Origin of the sequence: Pseudoalteromonas rubra, assembly GCF_005886805.2 — a bacterium.
Taxonomy (GTDB): Bacteria; Pseudomonadota; Gammaproteobacteria; order Enterobacterales; family Alteromonadaceae; genus Pseudoalteromonas; species Pseudoalteromonas rubra_D.
Genome location: NZ_CP045429.1, coordinates 3,300,609 through 3,317,727 on the forward strand (window position 1 = coordinate 3,300,609; position 17,119 = coordinate 3,317,727).

The following is a 17,119-nucleotide window of genomic DNA, read 5'->3' on the forward strand; positions in this document are numbered from 1 at the left end:
TTACACGACTTTGCATCTAGAGTTTCATCAGATACCGATCGGCACAGCGCAGCTATACTCTCAGTGGGTTGGCGTGAATCGTCATGCCCGGTCGGGACAGGTAAACGGCGTATCTGTGGATCACGCGTCAACTGGCGGGTGAGCATGTGCGCCATTGCAGTTACCTGACAAGGAAACATAGATAAGCGGAAACCGTTATGAGCGATAAGAAAAAACGTAGTAAGCAACAACAAGGTGAACTGGTTAACCCCAAGTATCTGGATAAAAACATCAAACATGCCCCAACCGCCAACAAGGTGCAGTGCTGGACCGGTGGCGATGACTACCAGCCTATTGAGCTGGCCACTCAACGTCTCAAAGAAATGTTTGTTGAAATGGGACAAAAAACCCGTATTGAGCGTGGTCAGAAACCCGCAGAGCGGGCCGTATTTCGAAAGCAACATGGCATCGCCTATGGTACCTTCGAAGTACATGGAAAACTCGATAAAGCCCTTCAGAAAGGGGTGTTTGCCAAACCTGCCAGTTACGACTGTGTAGTACGCTTTTCCAGTGATACAACACCAGATAGCCCGGATCTGCACACCACCTTAGGGGTCGGCATCAAACTGTTTGGCGTGAAAGGCCAGAAGCTGCTGGGCGACAACGACAATGTTGATTTTATCATGCAAAACATCGATCGCTTTTTTGCCCGCGATGCTTCACAAATGTGTGCCTTTACCACCGCAGGTGTCATCAACCGCGATTATCCGGCTTATCTTAAAAAACACCCAAAAACGGCCGCTGTGCTTGATGCCATGACCAAGGTCGAAGCCAGCTGTCTGAGTGCGCATTATTGGGCAATACTGCCCTTTAAACTTGGCGAGCAAAATGCCGTGAAATACCGTATTCGCCCTGTGGATACCTATCGCGGTGCGCCGGCACAAGGCAATAATTACCTGGCTGATGATCTACAGATCCGCCTGCGTCAGGGTGAAGCCAAATTTGTGTTTGAGATCCAACGTCGTCCAGCCAATGCCTCAGAAGAAGACTTTCCCATCGACAACGCCATGGTGGTGTGGCCGGAAGATCAGGCACCTTTTGAACCCGTTGCCACGCTAACGCTGCCACAGCAAGATATTTGCGCCATTGGCCAGGCCGAGTTTGGTCGCAACCTCGCCTTCAATATCTGGCGGACACTGGCCGACAATGAACCTCTGGGTTCCATCGCGCAGGCACGAAAAGTGGTGTATCAGGCCAGTGCCGATACCCGCCACCAGGCCAATGGTCAGCAAATGAATGAGCCCGATGCCATTGACCCAAAGTTCACTGGTAATACAGACGAAGACAGCACCTGTATTGTGCGTGCCGGCATTTACCCACCCATAGGTGTGATGCGGGTTGGTGGCAGTAACGAATACTTTATCGGCCCGCAAGTGCCTAACCCCAAACCCCGGCTGGAAAAAGATGCCTATCGTGATGGCAAAGGGCTGCTTAAACGTCAGGCGGCCGAATTCCGTATCTATGGTTTCAATGCCGCAGGTAAGGCTGTCAAAGAGCTGACCATGGATAATGCCAAAATCAGCTGGCAGGTGCATTTGGCCAATCAAAAGTCGTCCTGGTATGAATTTCAGCTAGCCCTGGATGTACCGGAAGCGGCCGATGCGCCACCTAGCCTGCTGCGTAACGCCAACGTTGCCGATCGCAACCGCTTGCTGATCGATGGCGGCAGCCACACGCTCGATAAGGCCAAAGTGAAAAAAGGCCCGCAATTCCATGGCGAGTTTATGGGAGAAGAAGTCTATCTGGGTGAGCTTAAATCCGACAAACAGGGCCGTTTGGTTGTCCTAGGCGGCAATGGTGTATCACGTAATATCAATGGCGATATCGCGATCACCTTTGCCAACAATGAAGGCTGGCACGACGACATTTCCGACGGTCCGGTCACTGCCGAGGTAGAATATGAGGGCGTTAAGCTCCAAGTTGACCCGGCCTGGGTGGTATGTGCCCCACCTGACTATGCGCCAATGCAAAAATCCGTGCGTACCATGTGGGACTTAATGCGCTCAGTGGCCGTCAATGCCGGTATGCTCACCCGCCCGGCTCGGCCTTCTTTCAGACAGGATATTTTGCCCATTTTCGAGCGTATGACCGACTTACAATGGGTCAATGCGGGGTTTGCCGCGGGGTTTGGATTTAAAGCCCCCTTTAACTACACCAGCGAAGAATGGAAAGCCAAACTCGGCAACCCTTCCCCGGCTTATAAAGAGCTGCGTCGCACGCTGTCGAACAATTTCCGTCGCTACGGACAACCTGGCGCTCAGGCAGCGCAACTGTGGCCCTGGCTTTATGGCGATGCGTTATCGATCCCGCCGGCGGGTTCTGAGCGACAGCACTCCACGTTATCAGCACTGCAATTGTCTTTCTTAGATCAGTGGGTTGAGGGCGACTTTACGGCCGATTATATCGATCCAGCAATTTGTCCGCATGCGGCTGAACCGGATGACATAGATAAAGTGCCGGTTGCCGAGCAACCCGATATGCTGACCCGTGGCGCATTGGATTTTTGTCTTGCTGATGCCTTCCACCCGGGGTGTGAAATGACCTGGCCTATGCGTACGGCCGGTATGTATTCAGCCCCGTTCCGTATCAAGCATGCTGACAAAGCGATCTGTAAAGACACCACCTATTATGGCGCGCAAATCAATGGCGATACCATTACTCTGGCACAGGGTCCCATTCTGGGCGGCCAAGTTGCCGGGGGTATTACGCGCTGGATGGCCATTCCCTGGCAAACAGACACAGCCAGTTGCCGAGACGGCTACACACCAGAATACGACCCTTACCTGCCTACCTTCTGGCCAGCGCGGGTACCCAATAATATTCTGGATGTCGCGCGCTACGAAGAAGCAATCAACCCAGCTCTGGATGCCCAAACCCGCGTCGAGGCATTCAATTATCGCAGTGACTGGCTGGATGCTCTGCCGCTCTATGGTCAGCCTGCAACCTACACCGCACAGATCAACAGCATGATCAAAAACTTCGACAAGCTCGCTGTGGTACAGGGTCGCCCGGGCGCAACCGACGACGTCGACCTGCCCGCTAATATGCAAGTCGGTATCACGGCTGAAGATCATCGCGAGGGGCTGGCCAGCGAAGCCGAAACCACCGAACTGGGCAAACTACAAACCATTGCTGAACTAGCTGCTAATCTGGTGCCCAGCCCCGATGGCCGCGATCCAGCTCAACCGGTAATGGCAACCTCGCGTTCTCGGGTCGATCTCGGGGTCATAGAAAAGGTCAGCCGCTTTGCGATGAACTTCCCCAAAGACTTTAAGTAAGGTCGAGCGCAATGACACAGGTAAAACACTGTCAAATTGCGATCATGGGTGCCGGGGTGGCAGGCTGTATCGCCGCCCTGGCACTGAGTCGCCACTTTCAGGTACTCTTGATTGATAAGCAAGCTGCCTGCCCCGACAAGGTTGGAGAATGCCTGCCGCCTGCTGCGGCGCGGATCCTTCGCAGCCTGGATCTGTTGCATGCTTTTGAACAGCGCCAGGATCTGCATATGCCAAACTATGGCATTCGAAGCCATTGGGGCAGTGAACATGGCCTTATCAACGATACCCTCAGTAACCCGGATGGAACGGGCTGGCAGCTTAACCGGGCCGGATTTGAAAACTGGTTACGCGAGCAGGTGACTGCGCGGGGCATAGAAACGCTCTGGCCTGCTAAGTTGCTGGATGCTCAGCCTGGCAGCGATGGTTGGCTACTGCATCTGGCTAAGCAAACACAAGTTCAGGCCAGTGCGCAAAGTATCGCGGTGCCCTGTCACTTTGTGATTGATGCAACCGGACGTCACAGTGCGTTTGCCACCAAACTCGGGCTCAAACGTAAAGTACTAGATAAGCAAATTGCACTGTGGGCCAGCCTAGATTGCGCTATGGAAAATCAACTGGCATGCATCAATACAAGCCCACAAGGGTGGTGGTATAGCGCCAAATTACCCGCGCAGCGTCGCATACTGGCACTACAAACAGACAGCGATTTACTCAAAAAAGGACTGCAACATGACCTAAGTCAGTTTTGCCGCCTGGCACGCTCACAGGCAGGGTTAAAAGCACTGCTACCAAAGGGGATTGAACAATCAGGGAGCATGCAGCTGCATGGTGTGGTATCAGCCAACAGCACCTGCCTGACCCAAACCGCAGGACATCGCTGGGCCGCTTTGGGCGATGCGGCATGTAGCTTCGATCCTTTGTCTTCGCAGGGGATGTTCAATGCCATGGCAACCGCCATGCAGCTGACCAATAGCCTGATAGGCCATGGCCTGACCGATCCCAGTGCCATGATTGACATTGCCCGCTTGCATCAGACGCAAATCGGCACAATCTGGCAGCACTATCTGTCTCATCGGGCGCATTATTATGGCCAGGAGCAACGCTGGCCCGATGCTCCCTACTGGCAACGTCGCCATACGCAAAAAAACGCCGAGTTCAGTTGAGCCCGGCGTGAGGTTCGCAATTCAAGTCCTTTTTAGATACCTGTCCATTTTTATATTTGCTCATTTGGGGGGGAGCAAAGTGGTATTATTTTACAATCAGCTGATCTTCATAGGTGTAGATGCTGTTTGGATCTGTCAGGTTAAAGACTTTCACCGCCATGGTCTTACCTACTGCGTTTTCACACTCAAGGATTTGATATAGCACTGGATTCTTAGCCTTGTTATCTACCACAGTGTCCAGAGTGAAAACGTCAGAATGGAATGGACCCTTGCGATCTTCACCATGGAATAAGCCCAAAGACACACCGCGGTCTGCAACTATGCTACAACGCGCGTCGTTGTTTTGGTTATCAATGACCAGACGGCTGCTGATGTGATAAGCCGTGTGATAGCCATATGAGTATGGTTGATTCACGAAGTCACCAGCGGGTGTCAGCTCGATTTGCCAATCGACAACAGGCGCTCCCGGCACGTTAACCAGTACCTTGTACCAGTCACCCGCCGCATCATAACAGCTGACATGCAGTACTTTCTTTTCGGTTAGCGTCGCTTCAGGAATAGCAACGCCCATTTCAACTGTATTGCGATCCGCAATCGTCTTCACACCCAGGTTAACAATATGACGACCGTCATTTGCAGAATACAGGTTTGCAGATTCACAGTAAGCACCTTCACCACGCAGGATCAATTGCGCTTCAAAGTTATGCGCAAACTCACCGGTTAGTAATGCTGAGCTTACCGGGCCTGAGGTATAGTTAGTCAAACGCTCGTATCCGTCAGTATCAAACACATTTTGATAAGCCGTAGCCTGGCTACCAAATGCACTGAACAAAGCGACTGCAGCAAATGACAAAGATAAGGTTTTCATGGTTATGTCCTTTTAGAAAGTAACGAGTAAAAAATATTAATGATTAAACAGCGCAGCGCAGATCAACGATTGACAATCATGCCTAACCTTTGCTGGCTAACTGAGGTCACCATAGCAAGAGAAATTCGCCCCGGACAAATTTCATAAACAAGTAGGGTTACTTATCGAAAATCAAAAAATATCAAATATAATCAAAACCATAAAAATCAAACCACCTACACTCCTAAGCATTGCTCAGGGTTTCAAAACCCACTCCTAAGAGACCCTGTTTTATTCTGTTCAAAAAATAATGAAACTTCATCTGAGTCACTTTATTCCCATTTTTATAAGCTGATAAAGCTTGATCTACGACAAAAAAATTTGTCACTCAGCAGCAAAATTTCTCGTCGAAGTAAAGCTTGCACGCCTACCCCATGCGCCCTACTATTTGCGTGTTTTCTGAAGATAGCCAATCCGAGTACATCGCGGTGGTGTGTTTAGCATGTCGAGTCAATGAGCCCGTCATGATGTGGTCACCCCGTGGCAAGGCAATAGAGCAACTATCCAGGATCTGTAACTGGTTCAGGTCAAGGTAATACGCTGATGCGTCATCAATACCTGAGTCACTTTGCTCAAGACCTGAGGCGTTGATCGTGTGCACCACAAACAAGCACAGATCACACTGACAGCCTGCCGGTCGTTATTCGCTGATACTATTTGGAGTCGCTATGCCTATTCAGCCGCAAGTACAAAATTTTGATATCGACGCAACTCTGGTCACCGACTTAGTTGCTCAGTACGGCTCCCCCTTATTAATGCTTGATTGTGCGCAAGTGCGTGAACACTATCAGGCCCTTGCTGATGCATTGCCCGGTGTACGTTTACACTATGCATTAAAGCCTTTGCCACACCCGTCGGTGGTGCACACTTTGCTTCAGCTTGGCGCCTGCTTTGATCTGGCAACCAGTGGCGAAGTCAATTTGGTCCGTGAGCAGGGTGTGCCGCCTGAGTGCACAATCCATACCCACCCGATCAAACGTCGCAGTGACATTGTCGATGCACTGGACTACGGTTGTCAGGTGTTCGTAGTTGACAACCTGAACGAACTGGCCAAGTTTCGCGAGTTCACCGAGCAGGCTGAAGTACTGGTCCGGCTGAGCTTTCGCAACAGCGAAGCCTATGCTGATCTATCGAAAAAGTTCGGTTGTAGCCCGGCCGATGCAATGACGTTCATACGCCAGGCACAACAATGGGGTATTCGGGTGAAAGGTCTGTCGTTTCATGTCGGCTCACAAACGGCCAATGCAGACAAATATGTCGCGGCTATTGAAGCGTGCAAACAGCTGATGGACGACGTGGTGGCTGCCGGATTACCGGCGCTAAGCTGCCTGGACATCGGGGGGGGATTTCCGGTCTCTTATGCGAGCAACCAGGTGGATATTCGTGCCTTTTGCGCACCGATCAATGCGGCACTGGCCGAGCTGCCAGAGACAGTACAGCGGATTGCCGAGCCAGGGCGCTTTATTGTTGCCGGCGCCATGACCTGTGTTGCCTCGGTCATGGGTCAGGCACAGCGTGAAGGCCGCACCTGGTATTATCTCGATGATGGAATTTATGGCTCTTTCAGTGGGCTAATGTTTGATATGGCCTGTTACCCGTTACGCACCTTAAAAGCCGCAGATGTGGTCTACCCCAGTGTGCTGGCGGGGCCGACCTGTGACAGCATAGATGTGATATGTGATGCCGTTGAACTGCCCAAACTGGAAGACGGCGATCTGGTGATCACCCGCATGATGGGTGCATACACCAGTGCAACAGCAACCGACTTCAATTTCTTCAAACGTGCCACCACTGTGGTACTCAATGAAGTGATCCAACTTCACCAGGCCGAATTCGGCAGCTAAACGCCCACCCTTCTGAGGCCCCCTCGGGCCTCTTCGCTTCATTATACCAATTTCACTTAATACCTTGTCTATTTGAAGGAGCAAATAGGACGCTAACAGTGTTAAAAATTTCTTATTTAGAACAACTAAATAGCAAAATTTTTGCCTCGCCTACATGGACGTAGGTGCCTCAGCGATAGCAGGACGCGAGAGCGGTGTTATCGACCCTATTTTCTCGCCTCAAAATAGACCACTTAATTAAGCAAATTGGTATTAATTTACGCACACACAGCTGCTGCGCAATCAAAACCGTGTTTTATCGGGAGAGTGGGCTGGGCATTTCAGGCAAGTGCAATAATTTACGCAACTGTATTTCATAAAAAGTAGCGTAACACAGGTACATGTAACTTAATCTAACACCGAAACAGAAAGAATAATCACTTCCATAAACACTAACAAAAAGCATTATATAGACCACATATCAGACCAGATAAGTTTTTTTATCCAAATCGTTTGACTTTTGTTCATTTAAACCTAACTTTTAAAACAACTCGACACACTGAGTTAACCAAATAAAAACAATTACCTTTATGACAACAGGAAAAACGAATGAAACATTCTTTAATTTGCTTATCGATTGTAAGTGCTCTATCCAGCGCCGCTGCGGCGGCGTCAGAACCCGACTACCAGGGTGCAGCCGCTGAGCTGACGATTAACAATACCTGTATCGTCAGATTCGACGACAAGACGGAAAAACTGGATGTTGAGGGCAAGGCCAGAGGGTTGCTGGCACGTGCAAACGCACAAGCAAAACACATCTATAAGCATGCAATGAAAGGCATGGCAGTTAATATGAGCTGCGATCAGGCACGTACCATGTTTGCCGCAGAATCGGCCATAATGCGCTTTACGCCAGACGGTGCTGTCTATGCCAGCCCGGCAAAAAAACTTGGTAAACCCGGTGGCGGCACACAAAACCAAACCATTCCATGGAGTGTCAGCCGCGTAGGTGGCCCGGTGGATGGCAACGGCTATACAGCCTGGGTTATAGATACCGGTATCGATGTTGATCATGCAGACCTGAATGTTGACAGCAGCCGGGGTTTCAGCGCATTTAGTAAAGGCAAGAATGCCGGCGTTGATGATGCCAATGGTCATGGCACCCATGTTGCGGGCACCATTGCTGCGCTGGATAATAGCCAGGATGTGGTTGGTGTCGCGGCCGGGGCCACCGTTATTCCGGTGAAAGTACTCGATTCACGCGGCTCTGGCAGCTGGTCTGGCGTATTGGCTGGTATTGACCATGTCGCAGCCAATGCATCACCGGGAGATTGTGTCAATATGAGCCTCGGTGGTGGCTTTAACCAGGAGCTGAATGATGCCGTTGAAAGTGCAGCGCAGCAGTCTGGTGCTTTCTTTGTGATTGCAGCAGGTAATGAAAGCCAACATGCCAGCAACGTCTCACCTGCCAGCGCTTCGCATCCGCGCGTATATACCATCTCAGCGACGGATGCCAATGACCGCTTCGCCAGCTTCTCGAATTATGGTAACCCACCTGTTGACTACGCGGCTCCGGGTGTCAGTATTTTGTCAACACGCAGCGGCGGTGGTACGACAACCATGTCGGGCACATCCATGGCATCACCTGCGGCCTGTGCCGTGATAATGATGAACAATGGTAACCCCAGAACTGATGGACGTGCATCCGGTGACCCAGATGGAAATGCCGACAGCATTATTCATTTGTAAGTGACTATCAGCAGTTCAGCCTTCGCGCTGAACTGCTGCCAAGTCAGACATGTTTAATTAACAAAACAGTCCTGACTGGCCTCACAGGTTCAGACCGATATCCCCTGCGCTTGCATCGATCTGACACCAGCAATCGCCTGCATAATATCCATAAAATACACATCCTCAAGCAGGGAAATCACATCATTCCATCTGGGGTTAAATTCGTTATTTTCCCAGCGTCTCAGGGTACGCTCCTCAATACCATAACTCGCGGCAGATTCGGCCTGAGTAAATCCTCTTAATTTACGCGCATACTTTAATAACTGTGCCCCCCGGGGAGCACGCAACAAATCAAATGCCTTTGCATTGTCTTGCTGCAATGATGGCACACCTCCTCCCAGAGCGAACGGGCTAATCATAGTGTCTGTTGGGATCTTGCAGTTTGCTGTGCTGGTCATATCCACTTCCTTACTTTTTTACGCAATCTTGTCTTGTTACCCATACATATTGGTGTAATTGGGTCATTATCTACTATCAGCAATGGCTGTTAACGCGGACTGAATCCTTAAAATACCGCCAATGCGTAATTTATGAAAGATGATAGTTTAGTTTTTTACGCAGATCAATGCGTAAATTTCAAATTTTTGCGTAAAAATTTGAATTGCGTTTTCCCGGTTAAGTTCCTATAATGCCTTACTGCTTAAAAATGGGACACCAGAGGCGTGGTATCAAACAATGGAAAAACAACAAAATACGGAAGCTGACAGCTCGGCATTCGCTGAACGCGTTGAATATGCAATAAAACCGCATAGCATTCGTGCCTTTGCGTCAAAAATTGATATTTCTGAAGGCACCTTAAGACGCATACTCAAAGGTGAAGATCCGAAACTGAGTATTGTTGAGCGCATTGCTCAGGTCGCCAATGTTGACCTGATGTGGCTGATCCAGGGGGAAACCGCAGCAGATTGCCCCCAATCCCCCATCATCACCCAACCTCTGGTCAAGCTCGATGAATTTAACGAAGCCTTTGTCTTAGTGCCTGGATATCATGTTTCGGTCAGTACCGGGTATGGTGCCTTTAATGATAATGCCCAGGTTGCGCGCCATCTGGCATTTAGAAAAAAGTGGATTGAGTATAAAAACCTCGATAAAAGCGAACTGGCTGTTGTGTTTGCCAAAGGTGACTCAATGGAACCGACCATCCACAACAACAACACCATTTTGGTCGATCTGAGCGATAAAAAGCTCAGCGAAGGCCTGATCTATGTGGTCCGGCTGGGTGAAGAGTTATATGCCAAACGGTTACAACAGTATCTGGATGGCTCAGTCAGACTGATCAGTGATAACAAAGAATACGTCGAACAGGTTGTCCGTGCAGACGAACTTGAGCAACTGGAAATCATCGGTAAAGTGGTGTGGATTGGTAAAGATTTGGCATAACGAAGCTACCAAAGGTCACTAACGCACCGAATTTCCTTACCTCAAAAAGAATACTGAAATATCAGGTCAGTACCAACGGCCCCGTTCTTTTTCGCTTGTGACTATGTCACCCTGATACAGTTGATTGCGCCCTGCGCCTCCGTTCAGGGTGTCGTAACCCGCACCACCGGCCAGGATATCATTGCCCTCTTTGCCTTCCAGTACATCTTTGTCACCGCCGCCGTTGAGGGTATCATCGCCAGGCCCACCCACCAGCTTATCACGCCCGGCAAAGCCACTTAATTCATCATTGCCAGCACCACCAAATAGCCTATCTCCGCTGCGGCCTCCCATGACCTCATCATCACCGTTACCTGCCCAGATATGCTGCGCTATCGTAATAGTACGACCATCGTAATTGTCATCACCGTCGCCCAGATAAACCTGAACTTGCTCAACCTGGCTGGCATAAATAAACACACAACTGGCCCTGTCTGACGTCGCCCGCATCACTTTAATACGCCGACCGTCTCGTGTCAGGCGGTATGTTTCGGCCTCAGCAGTGCCAACAATATTCAGTACAACCAGGTATTTTGCTGATTTCGCCGTTCTCAAAGCCATACGTTTGACCTCAACAACAGCGCCCCCACTGAGGCCGGTACACACACCATCTGATGCAATAGCAATGCGCGTATCAGCAAAACTCAACGCGCTCAGTAACAGTGCAAACAAACCATACTTATTCATATCCCTATCCCTCTCATAGTCCCACTCACTCGGGCTGGTTGACAGCGCAGCAGCGACATCAGCCAAAACTGTTGTTATTTTAACCATAGAGTGTGGACACAATGTGCAGATATCACACAGGGTTCAGGTTGTAGACCCGCTGTAAGTCATAGCTATACGATTAATACTTCCAGCCTCAGCAATGGCACCATACTGATAAGTAAACACTTCTAGCATAGCATCTAGTGGATGAGATGCTGTTCACACAAAGTGCCCAGATACTTGTGGCTATGACAGCGCCCTGAGAAGCGTTAACTGCGCCTTTCCTCATCACAAAATATTTTAATGCACAACCTTACGATTACTGATGCATGACGGTACACCGGAGCTTATAAAATCAATAACACGAGAAAATTTATGGACTTATTTCTAAAGTAGAAAATCAAAATGAGGGACTTTGATTCGCAATCTGGCAAACTGGCCCCACTGAATAAACAGGGTTTTCATTTGCTGCAATGGGAAGAACCTCTGCGCATAACCATTCGCAGAAACTTAACCTATAACCATCAACAATGAGTTCAAAGCGTTATCAGAACGCCATCCACATGATTCATATCCTTGTATGTGAGCACGGCTAACAACAAAAATGAGCCCTGATTTCAAGGGCTCAGGTGACATTACACAATGCAGCGTGTATTAACACATACACTGCCAGAATTGATTGCCCGTTTCAGACTCAGCCGGGCGACAACGGTAAGTATATGGAGCACCACCCGCGATGTTTGGCGTTTGTTGCTGTGCAAGCTGTTGTGTTTCTGTCAGACGTTTCAATGCAGACTTCTTAATTTGTAGTTTCATATTCATTTCCTTGAGTTGAATTTTTTATGATCATTAATGTGATGATCATAAATAAACTGACACCCGGCGGACAAAAAATCAACGAATTTATTACTTTTTCATGAATCATCTGTCATCCACTCAGCCATTCTGGCGATAACCTCCTCTTCACTCAAATCTTCCTGATGCGTCCCTATGGTCCAAACGTGGCCGAATGGATCCTGTAATGTACCCGCTCGGTCACCATAAAACTGATCGACCACAGGGCGAAGCTCTGTGGCACCAGCGGCAATCGCCTGGGCAAAGGTACTGTCAACGTCAGGCACATAAAACATCAAGCTCACGGGCGTACCACCGAGCTGCTTCGGGCTCTTGAAATGGGCATCCGGGCACATATCAGACAGCATCAGATGGGAGTCACCGATTTTAAGCTCAGCATGCGCCACACCACCGCCCGGCATAGGCAATTGCATTATCAGCTCAGCGGCGAAGGCTTTTCGGTAAAAGTCTATCGCCTGAGCCGCATTCTCGGTTATCAAATAGGGCGTCAGGGCATGATAACCATCCGGTATCGCTGAAACTGTCATGGTGATTTCCTCACAGGTTACGGGCAGTATCACACTTTGTCTGTTTGTCGTTACCTATCGCCGATAATCGCGATACTGCTCGTCAGGCAAACGGTACATTTAAAGCTAGCCTAGTTCAGTGAAATGTCGAATTGTGACAGCGTTGAGAGAATTCGCTTTACAGTGTGTTCATCGCTTTTTCAGCACGACAAAAAGCGCTAAACTAAGCGCTTTTGACGCCTTATACAGTGAGAGCATGATGCAACGTAAAAAGCTGGTAAACCACCTCAATGAATATCTTAAGCCGTTCCAGATCAAAGACTACTGCCCGAATGGCTTGCAGGTCGAAGGCAAGCCTGAGATCCGAAAGGTCATCACCGGCGTTACAGCCAGCCAGGCCCTCATCGATGCAGCCATTGAAAAACAAGCAGATGCCATACTGGTTCATCACGGCTACTTCTGGAAAGGCGAAGACCAAACCGTAACTGGTATGAAAAAACGCCGACTCCAGGCCCTGCTCGCACATGATATTAACCTGCTGGCCTATCATCTGCCGCTGGATGTGCACCCAGAAGTGGGCAATAACGCGCAGCTGGGTAAGTTGCTTGAGCTGACATTAGAACGTCCACTGGAGCCCTGGAACAGCAACAGTGTTGCGGTAAAAGGCAAACTCAGTGAACCCATGTCTGCAACCGACTTTGCTGCTTTAATTGAGCAAAAACTGGGACGCAAGCCGCTTGTAAATCAGGCAGGCGATCACCTGATAAAAACCATTGCCTGGTGCACAGGTGGTGGACAGAGCTTTATCGACCTGGCTGCCAGTCAGGGGGTCGATGCCTACCTGACCGGCGAGGCGTCAGAACAAACCATTCACTCATCCAATGAGCAGCAGATCCACTTCTTCGCAGCCGGACACCATGCAACGGAGCGTTACGGTGCCAAAGCACTGGGCGAGTATCTGGCCGCCCAGTTTAACCTGGACGTTGAGTTTGTTGATATCGATAACCCAGTGTGATCTATGGCTAAGCACAAACAACGGACCCTCAACCGAAATGAGGACCGCAATTTCGGCGAGCTCACTGGCAAATTTAAAAACAACATTTACGGCACCACAAAGGGTAAGCTGAGAGAGGCTGTGTTGCAGCGCGATCTCACTCAGCACGTGCCCTGGCTCGGAGTTGACCTGGATAAAACTGTACTTGATGTAGGTGGTGGCCAAGGTCAGCTAGCACTGTATCTGGCCCAGCTCGGGCACGCTGTAACACTCATCGATATCTCTGAAGAGATGCTGGCACAGGCACAACGTCAGGCCGACACAGCGGGCGTGAGCGAGCGGATAACCCTGATCCATGCACCGCTTCAGGCACTCCCGGATCTGGCACTCGGCCAGTTTGATCTCGTGATGTGTCATGCCGTGTTGGAGTGGTTGAGTGAGCAACAGCAAGCTTTATCACTGTTGACACAGCGACTGACGCCACGTGGGTTTTTATCACTGATGTACTACAATCGTGCCGCTCAGCGCATGGCCAATATGGTCTATGGTAATTTTGATTACGTGCGCAATGGACTCAAGGTAAAGCAAAAGGTCGGATTGAGCCCGAATCGTCCACTTGAACCGTCTGACGTCGAGCATTGGCTGAGCCAGCTACCGCTGCAAAAACAAGTGCAATCAGGGGTACGGTGTTTTCATGATTACTTGCGCGATACAAGTAAAGCCAGTGATGAATTTGATGCATTACTGGAGTTGGAGCTGAAGTACAACCAGCAGGAGCCTTATGCCTCACTCGGCAGATATACGCACCTGGTGCTAAAGCACCTCAGCACCCCATCAGATGCATAAAAAAGACCCTGGCACCGATTACAAGTGCCAGGGCCGAGACATGTGTCCAGGTCTTTAATCCTGTCGTCATACACTCACATTGCTCAGCAAGTGCATGTCAATGCCAAAGGTCGGGAGAGCAACAATTTAACCGTGGCACAGCACTGTAAAAAAGTCATCAATTATCCTTTGAATCATTTGGAAAAGCATTATTTTCATACACTTACAATGATTTATTTCTTTGCAAAGTGCGATAATATCTGGCCATACAACTGGGGCCGTTCAGTGGCAACCCCCTGCCCACCACTGGTTTTAATCACTTCAAGCATCTCCTGATTGTCAATCAGGGTATAAAAATAATAAGGCGTATGATCGCCCTCAGATCTAAGGTGTTGCAACAACTTCAATCCCGCCAGAGGCTCCTGTGCCCGACCCATATCTGAAATAATCAAATTGTATTCGTACATCTGCAATAGCAATAATGCTTCTTCACTGGATTTCACGGTATACACACCAATATGGTGGCGCTCAAAGTAGCGTTTTTCCTGCAGGTTATTCGTCGGATTGTCATCCACCCACAGTATTCGCCCAATCGCATCACTCGGCTCGCCGTAATGTAATCTCGGCGTCTGTTCTGTGCTGTGTGTCATCAACCCAACAAAGCACAGACAGGCAATCACCAATACAGGTAACCAATATCGTGCTGGTAAAGTGTTATCGCTGCTTTGGGGAGATACCACCTGCGTAGACTGCTCGTTCACCTGCGGCGTCTGTGCGCTCATTAAGGCGCTAGTTAACGGATGCTCACTGACCTCAATTGCGGGTGCAAACCGGTAGCCCTGACCACGCACGGTAACGATACAGTTTTGCTGTAAGCCTGCACGGTTTAACTGGCTGCGCAGATCGGAGACCAGCTTTGGTAGCGACCAGTCGGATACCACGGTATTTGGCCACAGCAATTTAACCAGATCGGCATGAGAACAAACCTGCGGCCGGCGCTGCAAAAGGCAGTGGAGAAGCATAAAGGCACGGTCGTCTAATTGTGTCGACCGCTCATCGATAATGACGCACTGCGTCGCAATATTCAAACGCGCGTTGGCGAATTGAAATTCCATAACCCTGACAATATTCTTGTTATTATCGCACCAGCCTAGCGGATTTTTTATTCACATGCTAGTTACATGCACTTGAATAGTTATCAACTTTGGTCTTACTGGTACTGTGATTTATACTGAAAAAATCAATTTATAATTATTAAAATCAAACAACTAAGTATTTTATTCAAGCCACTCAAAAGCACGCTTTAAAAAGGCAACAGCGTCTTTTTCAACGATCAAACCATGCGCCATGATCAGGCGCTCGGGTGCCCAATCCAGGATGGTGTTCAGGTGCGTCCTTGCCGTGTCATGATGAAAGATAAAACTTAATCGCCAGTCCAGTGGAGTATGCCCTTCGGGTGCCACTACGCCAGCGCCTTTCGCCACAAAACGCTGGAATGTATTCAGGCTGTTAGGATCAAAGTTCTCTATCAGGTCTGTGACCAGCAAAGTGCAACTTTGCGGGTGGAAAAACACCGCCTCTTCCATTGCTGGTGAGCCGGTAAAAAGCAGTGTTTTTAGGGTATTATCCCAGGGATAATGCTGTCCATTATCGAGGATCCCATCAAAGCTAAGTGTCTTGCACTTCTCTTTTACCTCTTGGGTGCCAAATGTTTGTGCTTCCGGGTAGGCCTCCTGCCAGGGCGACATGAACAAATGGTGCAGATGATTGGGTGCCAACAGGTAAAGTACAGGTCCAAGCGCATCCACTTGCGCTCGCAACTCAGGCGTAAGGCGGATTGGACTATGCACCCAAAGTCCACCGCATGGCAAACGTATTATGGTCATCCGGGTAGTGAAAGGCATGGTAAAAAACGACACGGCTTCACCGTCGAAGATCCAGATATTTTCGTCCAGCTGTCTCATATTAATCTCCCTGGGGACCTGATTTCCCCTTATCAAACTTATCTAATATAAGAAAAAATAATGAGATTAGAGACTAACACACCTGATGATATTTTACCCAACACACTTCATAGCAAGGCCAAATAACCCGTACATTTAACTTTACTGACAGACGTCTTTGAGTATTTGTGCCCCCAGATCTCGCATGATCTGTGGCTCCGGGTGGGTATGCGCAAAGGTACGTAATCCATAAATACTGACAATGAGGCTACGCGCCCTATCCAAAGCACTGCGCGTGCCCGCCAGTTCTCCCTGCTCAGCAATACGCTCAAATACTGCGCAAAGGGCATTACGCCACATCGCACATTGCTCACTGAGGATAGCTTGTGCCTCTTCATCTTGCTCGGCCAGTTCGTTTAGCGCTTTTTGTGTCAGGCATAATTTTTGTGGATCATAACTCACACATTCCTCCACAACATGCGTCAAATATGCTTCCAGTCCGACACTGGCAGAGGGGTGTTGTGAAAACAGCGCCTGTAACTCATCGCTGCGATCTCGGTTATATTGCTCCAGTGCAGCCAGCAACAGTCCTCGCTTGTTTTGAAACGCGCAGTAGATAGAACCCGGGTGCAATCCTGTTGCCGCTTTGAGATCCTGCATACTGGTTTTTGCATACCCCTTTTCCATAAAAGCCGTCATCGCGGCTCTGAGTACCTGCTCTTTATCAAATTCAGCACTGCGCATTCATTACTCTCCTCATCAAACGTAATGCATTTTACTCATTTTTGAACATTTGTTCAAAATATACTTGAACGATCGTTCAAACGATCATATCTTGAATAAGCATTCAAAAACTAACTGGGTCCGA

At 49.3% G+C, this 17,119-nt stretch carries 16 protein-coding genes; 7 read left to right on the forward strand and 9 right to left on the reverse strand.

Features of this window, described 5'->3' with window-relative positions; translation table 11 throughout:
- Nucleotides 1-197 precede the first annotated feature (197 nt).
- Nucleotides 198-3,317: a LodA/GoxA family CTQ-dependent oxidase gene (locus CWC22_RS14320; protein WP_138537680.1), complete on the forward strand. Its 3,120-nt coding sequence runs from the start codon at nt 198-200 to the stop codon at nt 3,315-3,317.
- An 11-nt stretch (nt 3,318-3,328) separates the two neighbouring features.
- Nucleotides 3,329-4,480, forward strand: coding sequence for a tryptophan 7-halogenase (locus CWC22_RS14325; RefSeq protein ID WP_138537681.1), 1,152 nt, complete (start codon nt 3,329-3,331; stop codon nt 4,478-4,480).
- An 85-nt stretch (nt 4,481-4,565) separates the two neighbouring features.
- On the opposite strand, the gene CWC22_RS14330 is transcribed toward CWC22_RS14325, so the two are convergent.
- Both CWC22_RS14330 and CWC22_RS14335 read right to left on the reverse strand, forming a co-directional pair.
- Nucleotides 4,566-5,348 (reverse strand): hypothetical protein, encoded by a 783-nt coding sequence (locus tag CWC22_RS14330; protein WP_125559838.1) that lies wholly within the window; start codon nt 5,346-5,348, stop codon nt 4,566-4,568.
- Between the two features lie 406 nt (nt 5,349-5,754).
- The gene (locus tag CWC22_RS14335) at nt 5,755-5,991 is read right to left on the reverse strand and encodes a hypothetical protein (protein WP_230090576.1); all 237 of its coding nucleotides are present in this window, start codon (nt 5,989-5,991) and stop codon (nt 5,755-5,757) included.
- A 64-nt stretch (nt 5,992-6,055) separates the two neighbouring features.
- On the opposite strand from CWC22_RS14335, the gene CWC22_RS14340 reads away from it, so the two are divergent.
- Together CWC22_RS14340 and CWC22_RS14345 are read left to right on the forward strand one after the other, a co-directional pair.
- Nucleotides 6,056-7,231, forward strand: a complete 1,176-nt coding sequence (locus tag CWC22_RS14340; RefSeq protein ID WP_138537683.1) for a type III PLP-dependent enzyme — start codon at nt 6,056-6,058, stop codon at nt 7,229-7,231.
- Between the two features lie 588 nt (nt 7,232-7,819).
- Complete coding sequence (locus CWC22_RS14345; RefSeq protein WP_125559832.1) at nt 7,820-8,959, forward strand: S8 family serine peptidase; 1,140 nt, start codon at nt 7,820-7,822, stop codon at nt 8,957-8,959.
- Between the two features lie 89 nt (nt 8,960-9,048).
- Here the strand turns inward: CWC22_RS14345 and CWC22_RS14350 are convergent, their stop codons facing one another.
- Complete coding sequence (locus CWC22_RS14350; RefSeq protein ID WP_230090577.1) at nt 9,049-9,399, reverse strand: helix-turn-helix domain-containing protein; 351 nt, start codon at nt 9,397-9,399, stop codon at nt 9,049-9,051.
- Nucleotides 9,400-9,676: 277 nt separating this feature from the next.
- Between CWC22_RS14350 and CWC22_RS14355 the strand changes: the two genes are divergently transcribed.
- Nucleotides 9,677-10,381 (forward strand): XRE family transcriptional regulator, encoded by a 705-nt coding sequence (locus CWC22_RS14355; RefSeq protein WP_125559830.1) that lies wholly within the window; start codon nt 9,677-9,679, stop codon nt 10,379-10,381.
- 66 nt (nt 10,382-10,447) lie between these two features.
- Here the strand turns inward: CWC22_RS14355 and CWC22_RS14360 are convergent, their stop codons facing one another.
- The 3 genes from CWC22_RS14360 to CWC22_RS14370 form a co-directional block, all read right to left on the reverse strand.
- Nucleotides 10,448-11,107 carry a calcium-binding protein gene (locus tag CWC22_RS14360; RefSeq protein ID WP_195879827.1) on the reverse strand — a complete coding sequence of 220 codons (660 nt, stop codon included), beginning with the start codon at nt 11,105-11,107 and terminating at the stop codon, nt 10,448-10,450.
- Between the two features lie 675 nt (nt 11,108-11,782).
- A complete protein-coding gene (locus CWC22_RS14365; RefSeq protein ID WP_164487840.1) occupies nt 11,783-11,944 on the reverse strand; it encodes a hypothetical protein in 162 nt (53 codons plus the stop codon).
- A 98-nt stretch (nt 11,945-12,042) separates the two neighbouring features.
- Nucleotides 12,043-12,510 carry a VOC family protein gene (locus tag CWC22_RS14370; protein ID WP_125559826.1) on the reverse strand — a complete coding sequence of 156 codons (468 nt, stop codon included), beginning with the start codon at nt 12,508-12,510 and terminating at the stop codon, nt 12,043-12,045.
- Nucleotides 12,511-12,748: 238 nt separating this feature from the next.
- Here CWC22_RS14370 and CWC22_RS14375 point away from each other — a divergent pair, with 238 nt between their 5' ends.
- Together CWC22_RS14375 and CWC22_RS14380 are read left to right on the forward strand one after the other, a co-directional pair.
- Nucleotides 12,749-13,504, forward strand: coding sequence for a Nif3-like dinuclear metal center hexameric protein (locus CWC22_RS14375; RefSeq protein WP_125560227.1), 756 nt, complete (start codon nt 12,749-12,751; stop codon nt 13,502-13,504).
- A 3-nt stretch (nt 13,505-13,507) separates the two neighbouring features.
- Nucleotides 13,508-14,329, forward strand: a complete 822-nt coding sequence (locus tag CWC22_RS14380; protein WP_138539476.1) for a methyltransferase domain-containing protein — start codon at nt 13,508-13,510, stop codon at nt 14,327-14,329.
- 212 nt (nt 14,330-14,541) lie between these two features.
- Here CWC22_RS14380 and CWC22_RS14385 read toward each other — a convergent pair whose 3' ends face one another.
- The 3 genes from CWC22_RS14385 to CWC22_RS14395 form a co-directional block, all read right to left on the reverse strand.
- Entirely contained in the window at nt 14,542-15,423 is an 882-nt protein-coding gene (locus CWC22_RS14385; RefSeq protein WP_138539475.1) for a winged helix-turn-helix domain-containing protein, read from the reverse strand.
- Nucleotides 15,424-15,585: 162 nt separating this feature from the next.
- Nucleotides 15,586-16,272 (reverse strand): DUF4336 domain-containing protein, encoded by a 687-nt coding sequence (locus CWC22_RS14390; protein WP_138539474.1) that lies wholly within the window; start codon nt 16,270-16,272, stop codon nt 15,586-15,588.
- Nucleotides 16,273-16,413: 141 nt separating this feature from the next.
- Entirely contained in the window at nt 16,414-16,995 is a 582-nt protein-coding gene (locus tag CWC22_RS14395; RefSeq protein ID WP_138539473.1) for a TetR/AcrR family transcriptional regulator, read from the reverse strand.
- Nucleotides 16,996-17,119 lie beyond the last annotated feature (124 nt).

Excerpts from the sequence above, each read along its gene's own strand:
- CWC22_RS14320 (WP_138537680.1), top strand. The coding sequence starts at position 198 with ATGAGCGATAAGAAAAAACGTAGTAAGCAACAACAAGGTGAACTGGTT.
- CWC22_RS14325 (WP_138537681.1), top strand. The coding sequence starts at position 3,329 with ATGACACAGGTAAAACACTGTCAAATTGCGATCATGGGTGCCGGGGTG.
- CWC22_RS14330 (WP_125559838.1), bottom strand. The coding sequence starts at position 5,348 with ATGAAAACCTTATCTTTGTCATTTGCTGCAGTCGCTTTGTTCAGTGCA.
- CWC22_RS14340 (WP_138537683.1), top strand. The coding sequence starts at position 6,056 with ATGCCTATTCAGCCGCAAGTACAAAATTTTGATATCGACGCAACTCTG.
- CWC22_RS14345 (WP_125559832.1), top strand. The coding sequence starts at position 7,820 with ATGAAACATTCTTTAATTTGCTTATCGATTGTAAGTGCTCTATCCAGC.
- CWC22_RS14350 (WP_230090577.1), bottom strand. The coding sequence starts at position 9,399 with ATGACCAGCACAGCAAACTGCAAGATCCCAACAGACACTATGATTAGC.
- CWC22_RS14355 (WP_125559830.1), top strand. The coding sequence starts at position 9,677 with ATGGAAAAACAACAAAATACGGAAGCTGACAGCTCGGCATTCGCTGAA.
- CWC22_RS14360 (WP_195879827.1), bottom strand. The coding sequence starts at position 11,107 with ATGAATAAGTATGGTTTGTTTGCACTGTTACTGAGCGCGTTGAGTTTT.
- CWC22_RS14365 (WP_164487840.1), bottom strand. The coding sequence starts at position 11,944 with ATGAAACTACAAATTAAGAAGTCTGCATTGAAACGTCTGACAGAAACA.
- CWC22_RS14370 (WP_125559826.1), bottom strand. The coding sequence starts at position 12,510 with ATGACAGTTTCAGCGATACCGGATGGTTATCATGCCCTGACGCCCTAT.
- CWC22_RS14375 (WP_125560227.1), top strand. The coding sequence starts at position 12,749 with ATGCAACGTAAAAAGCTGGTAAACCACCTCAATGAATATCTTAAGCCG.
- CWC22_RS14380 (WP_138539476.1), top strand. The coding sequence starts at position 13,508 with ATGGCTAAGCACAAACAACGGACCCTCAACCGAAATGAGGACCGCAAT.
- CWC22_RS14385 (WP_138539475.1), bottom strand. The coding sequence starts at position 15,423 with ATGGAATTTCAATTCGCCAACGCGCGTTTGAATATTGCGACGCAGTGC.
- CWC22_RS14390 (WP_138539474.1), bottom strand. The coding sequence starts at position 16,272 with ATGAGACAGCTGGACGAAAATATCTGGATCTTCGACGGTGAAGCCGTG.
- CWC22_RS14395 (WP_138539473.1), bottom strand. The coding sequence starts at position 16,995 with ATGCGCAGTGCTGAATTTGATAAAGAGCAGGTACTCAGAGCCGCGATG.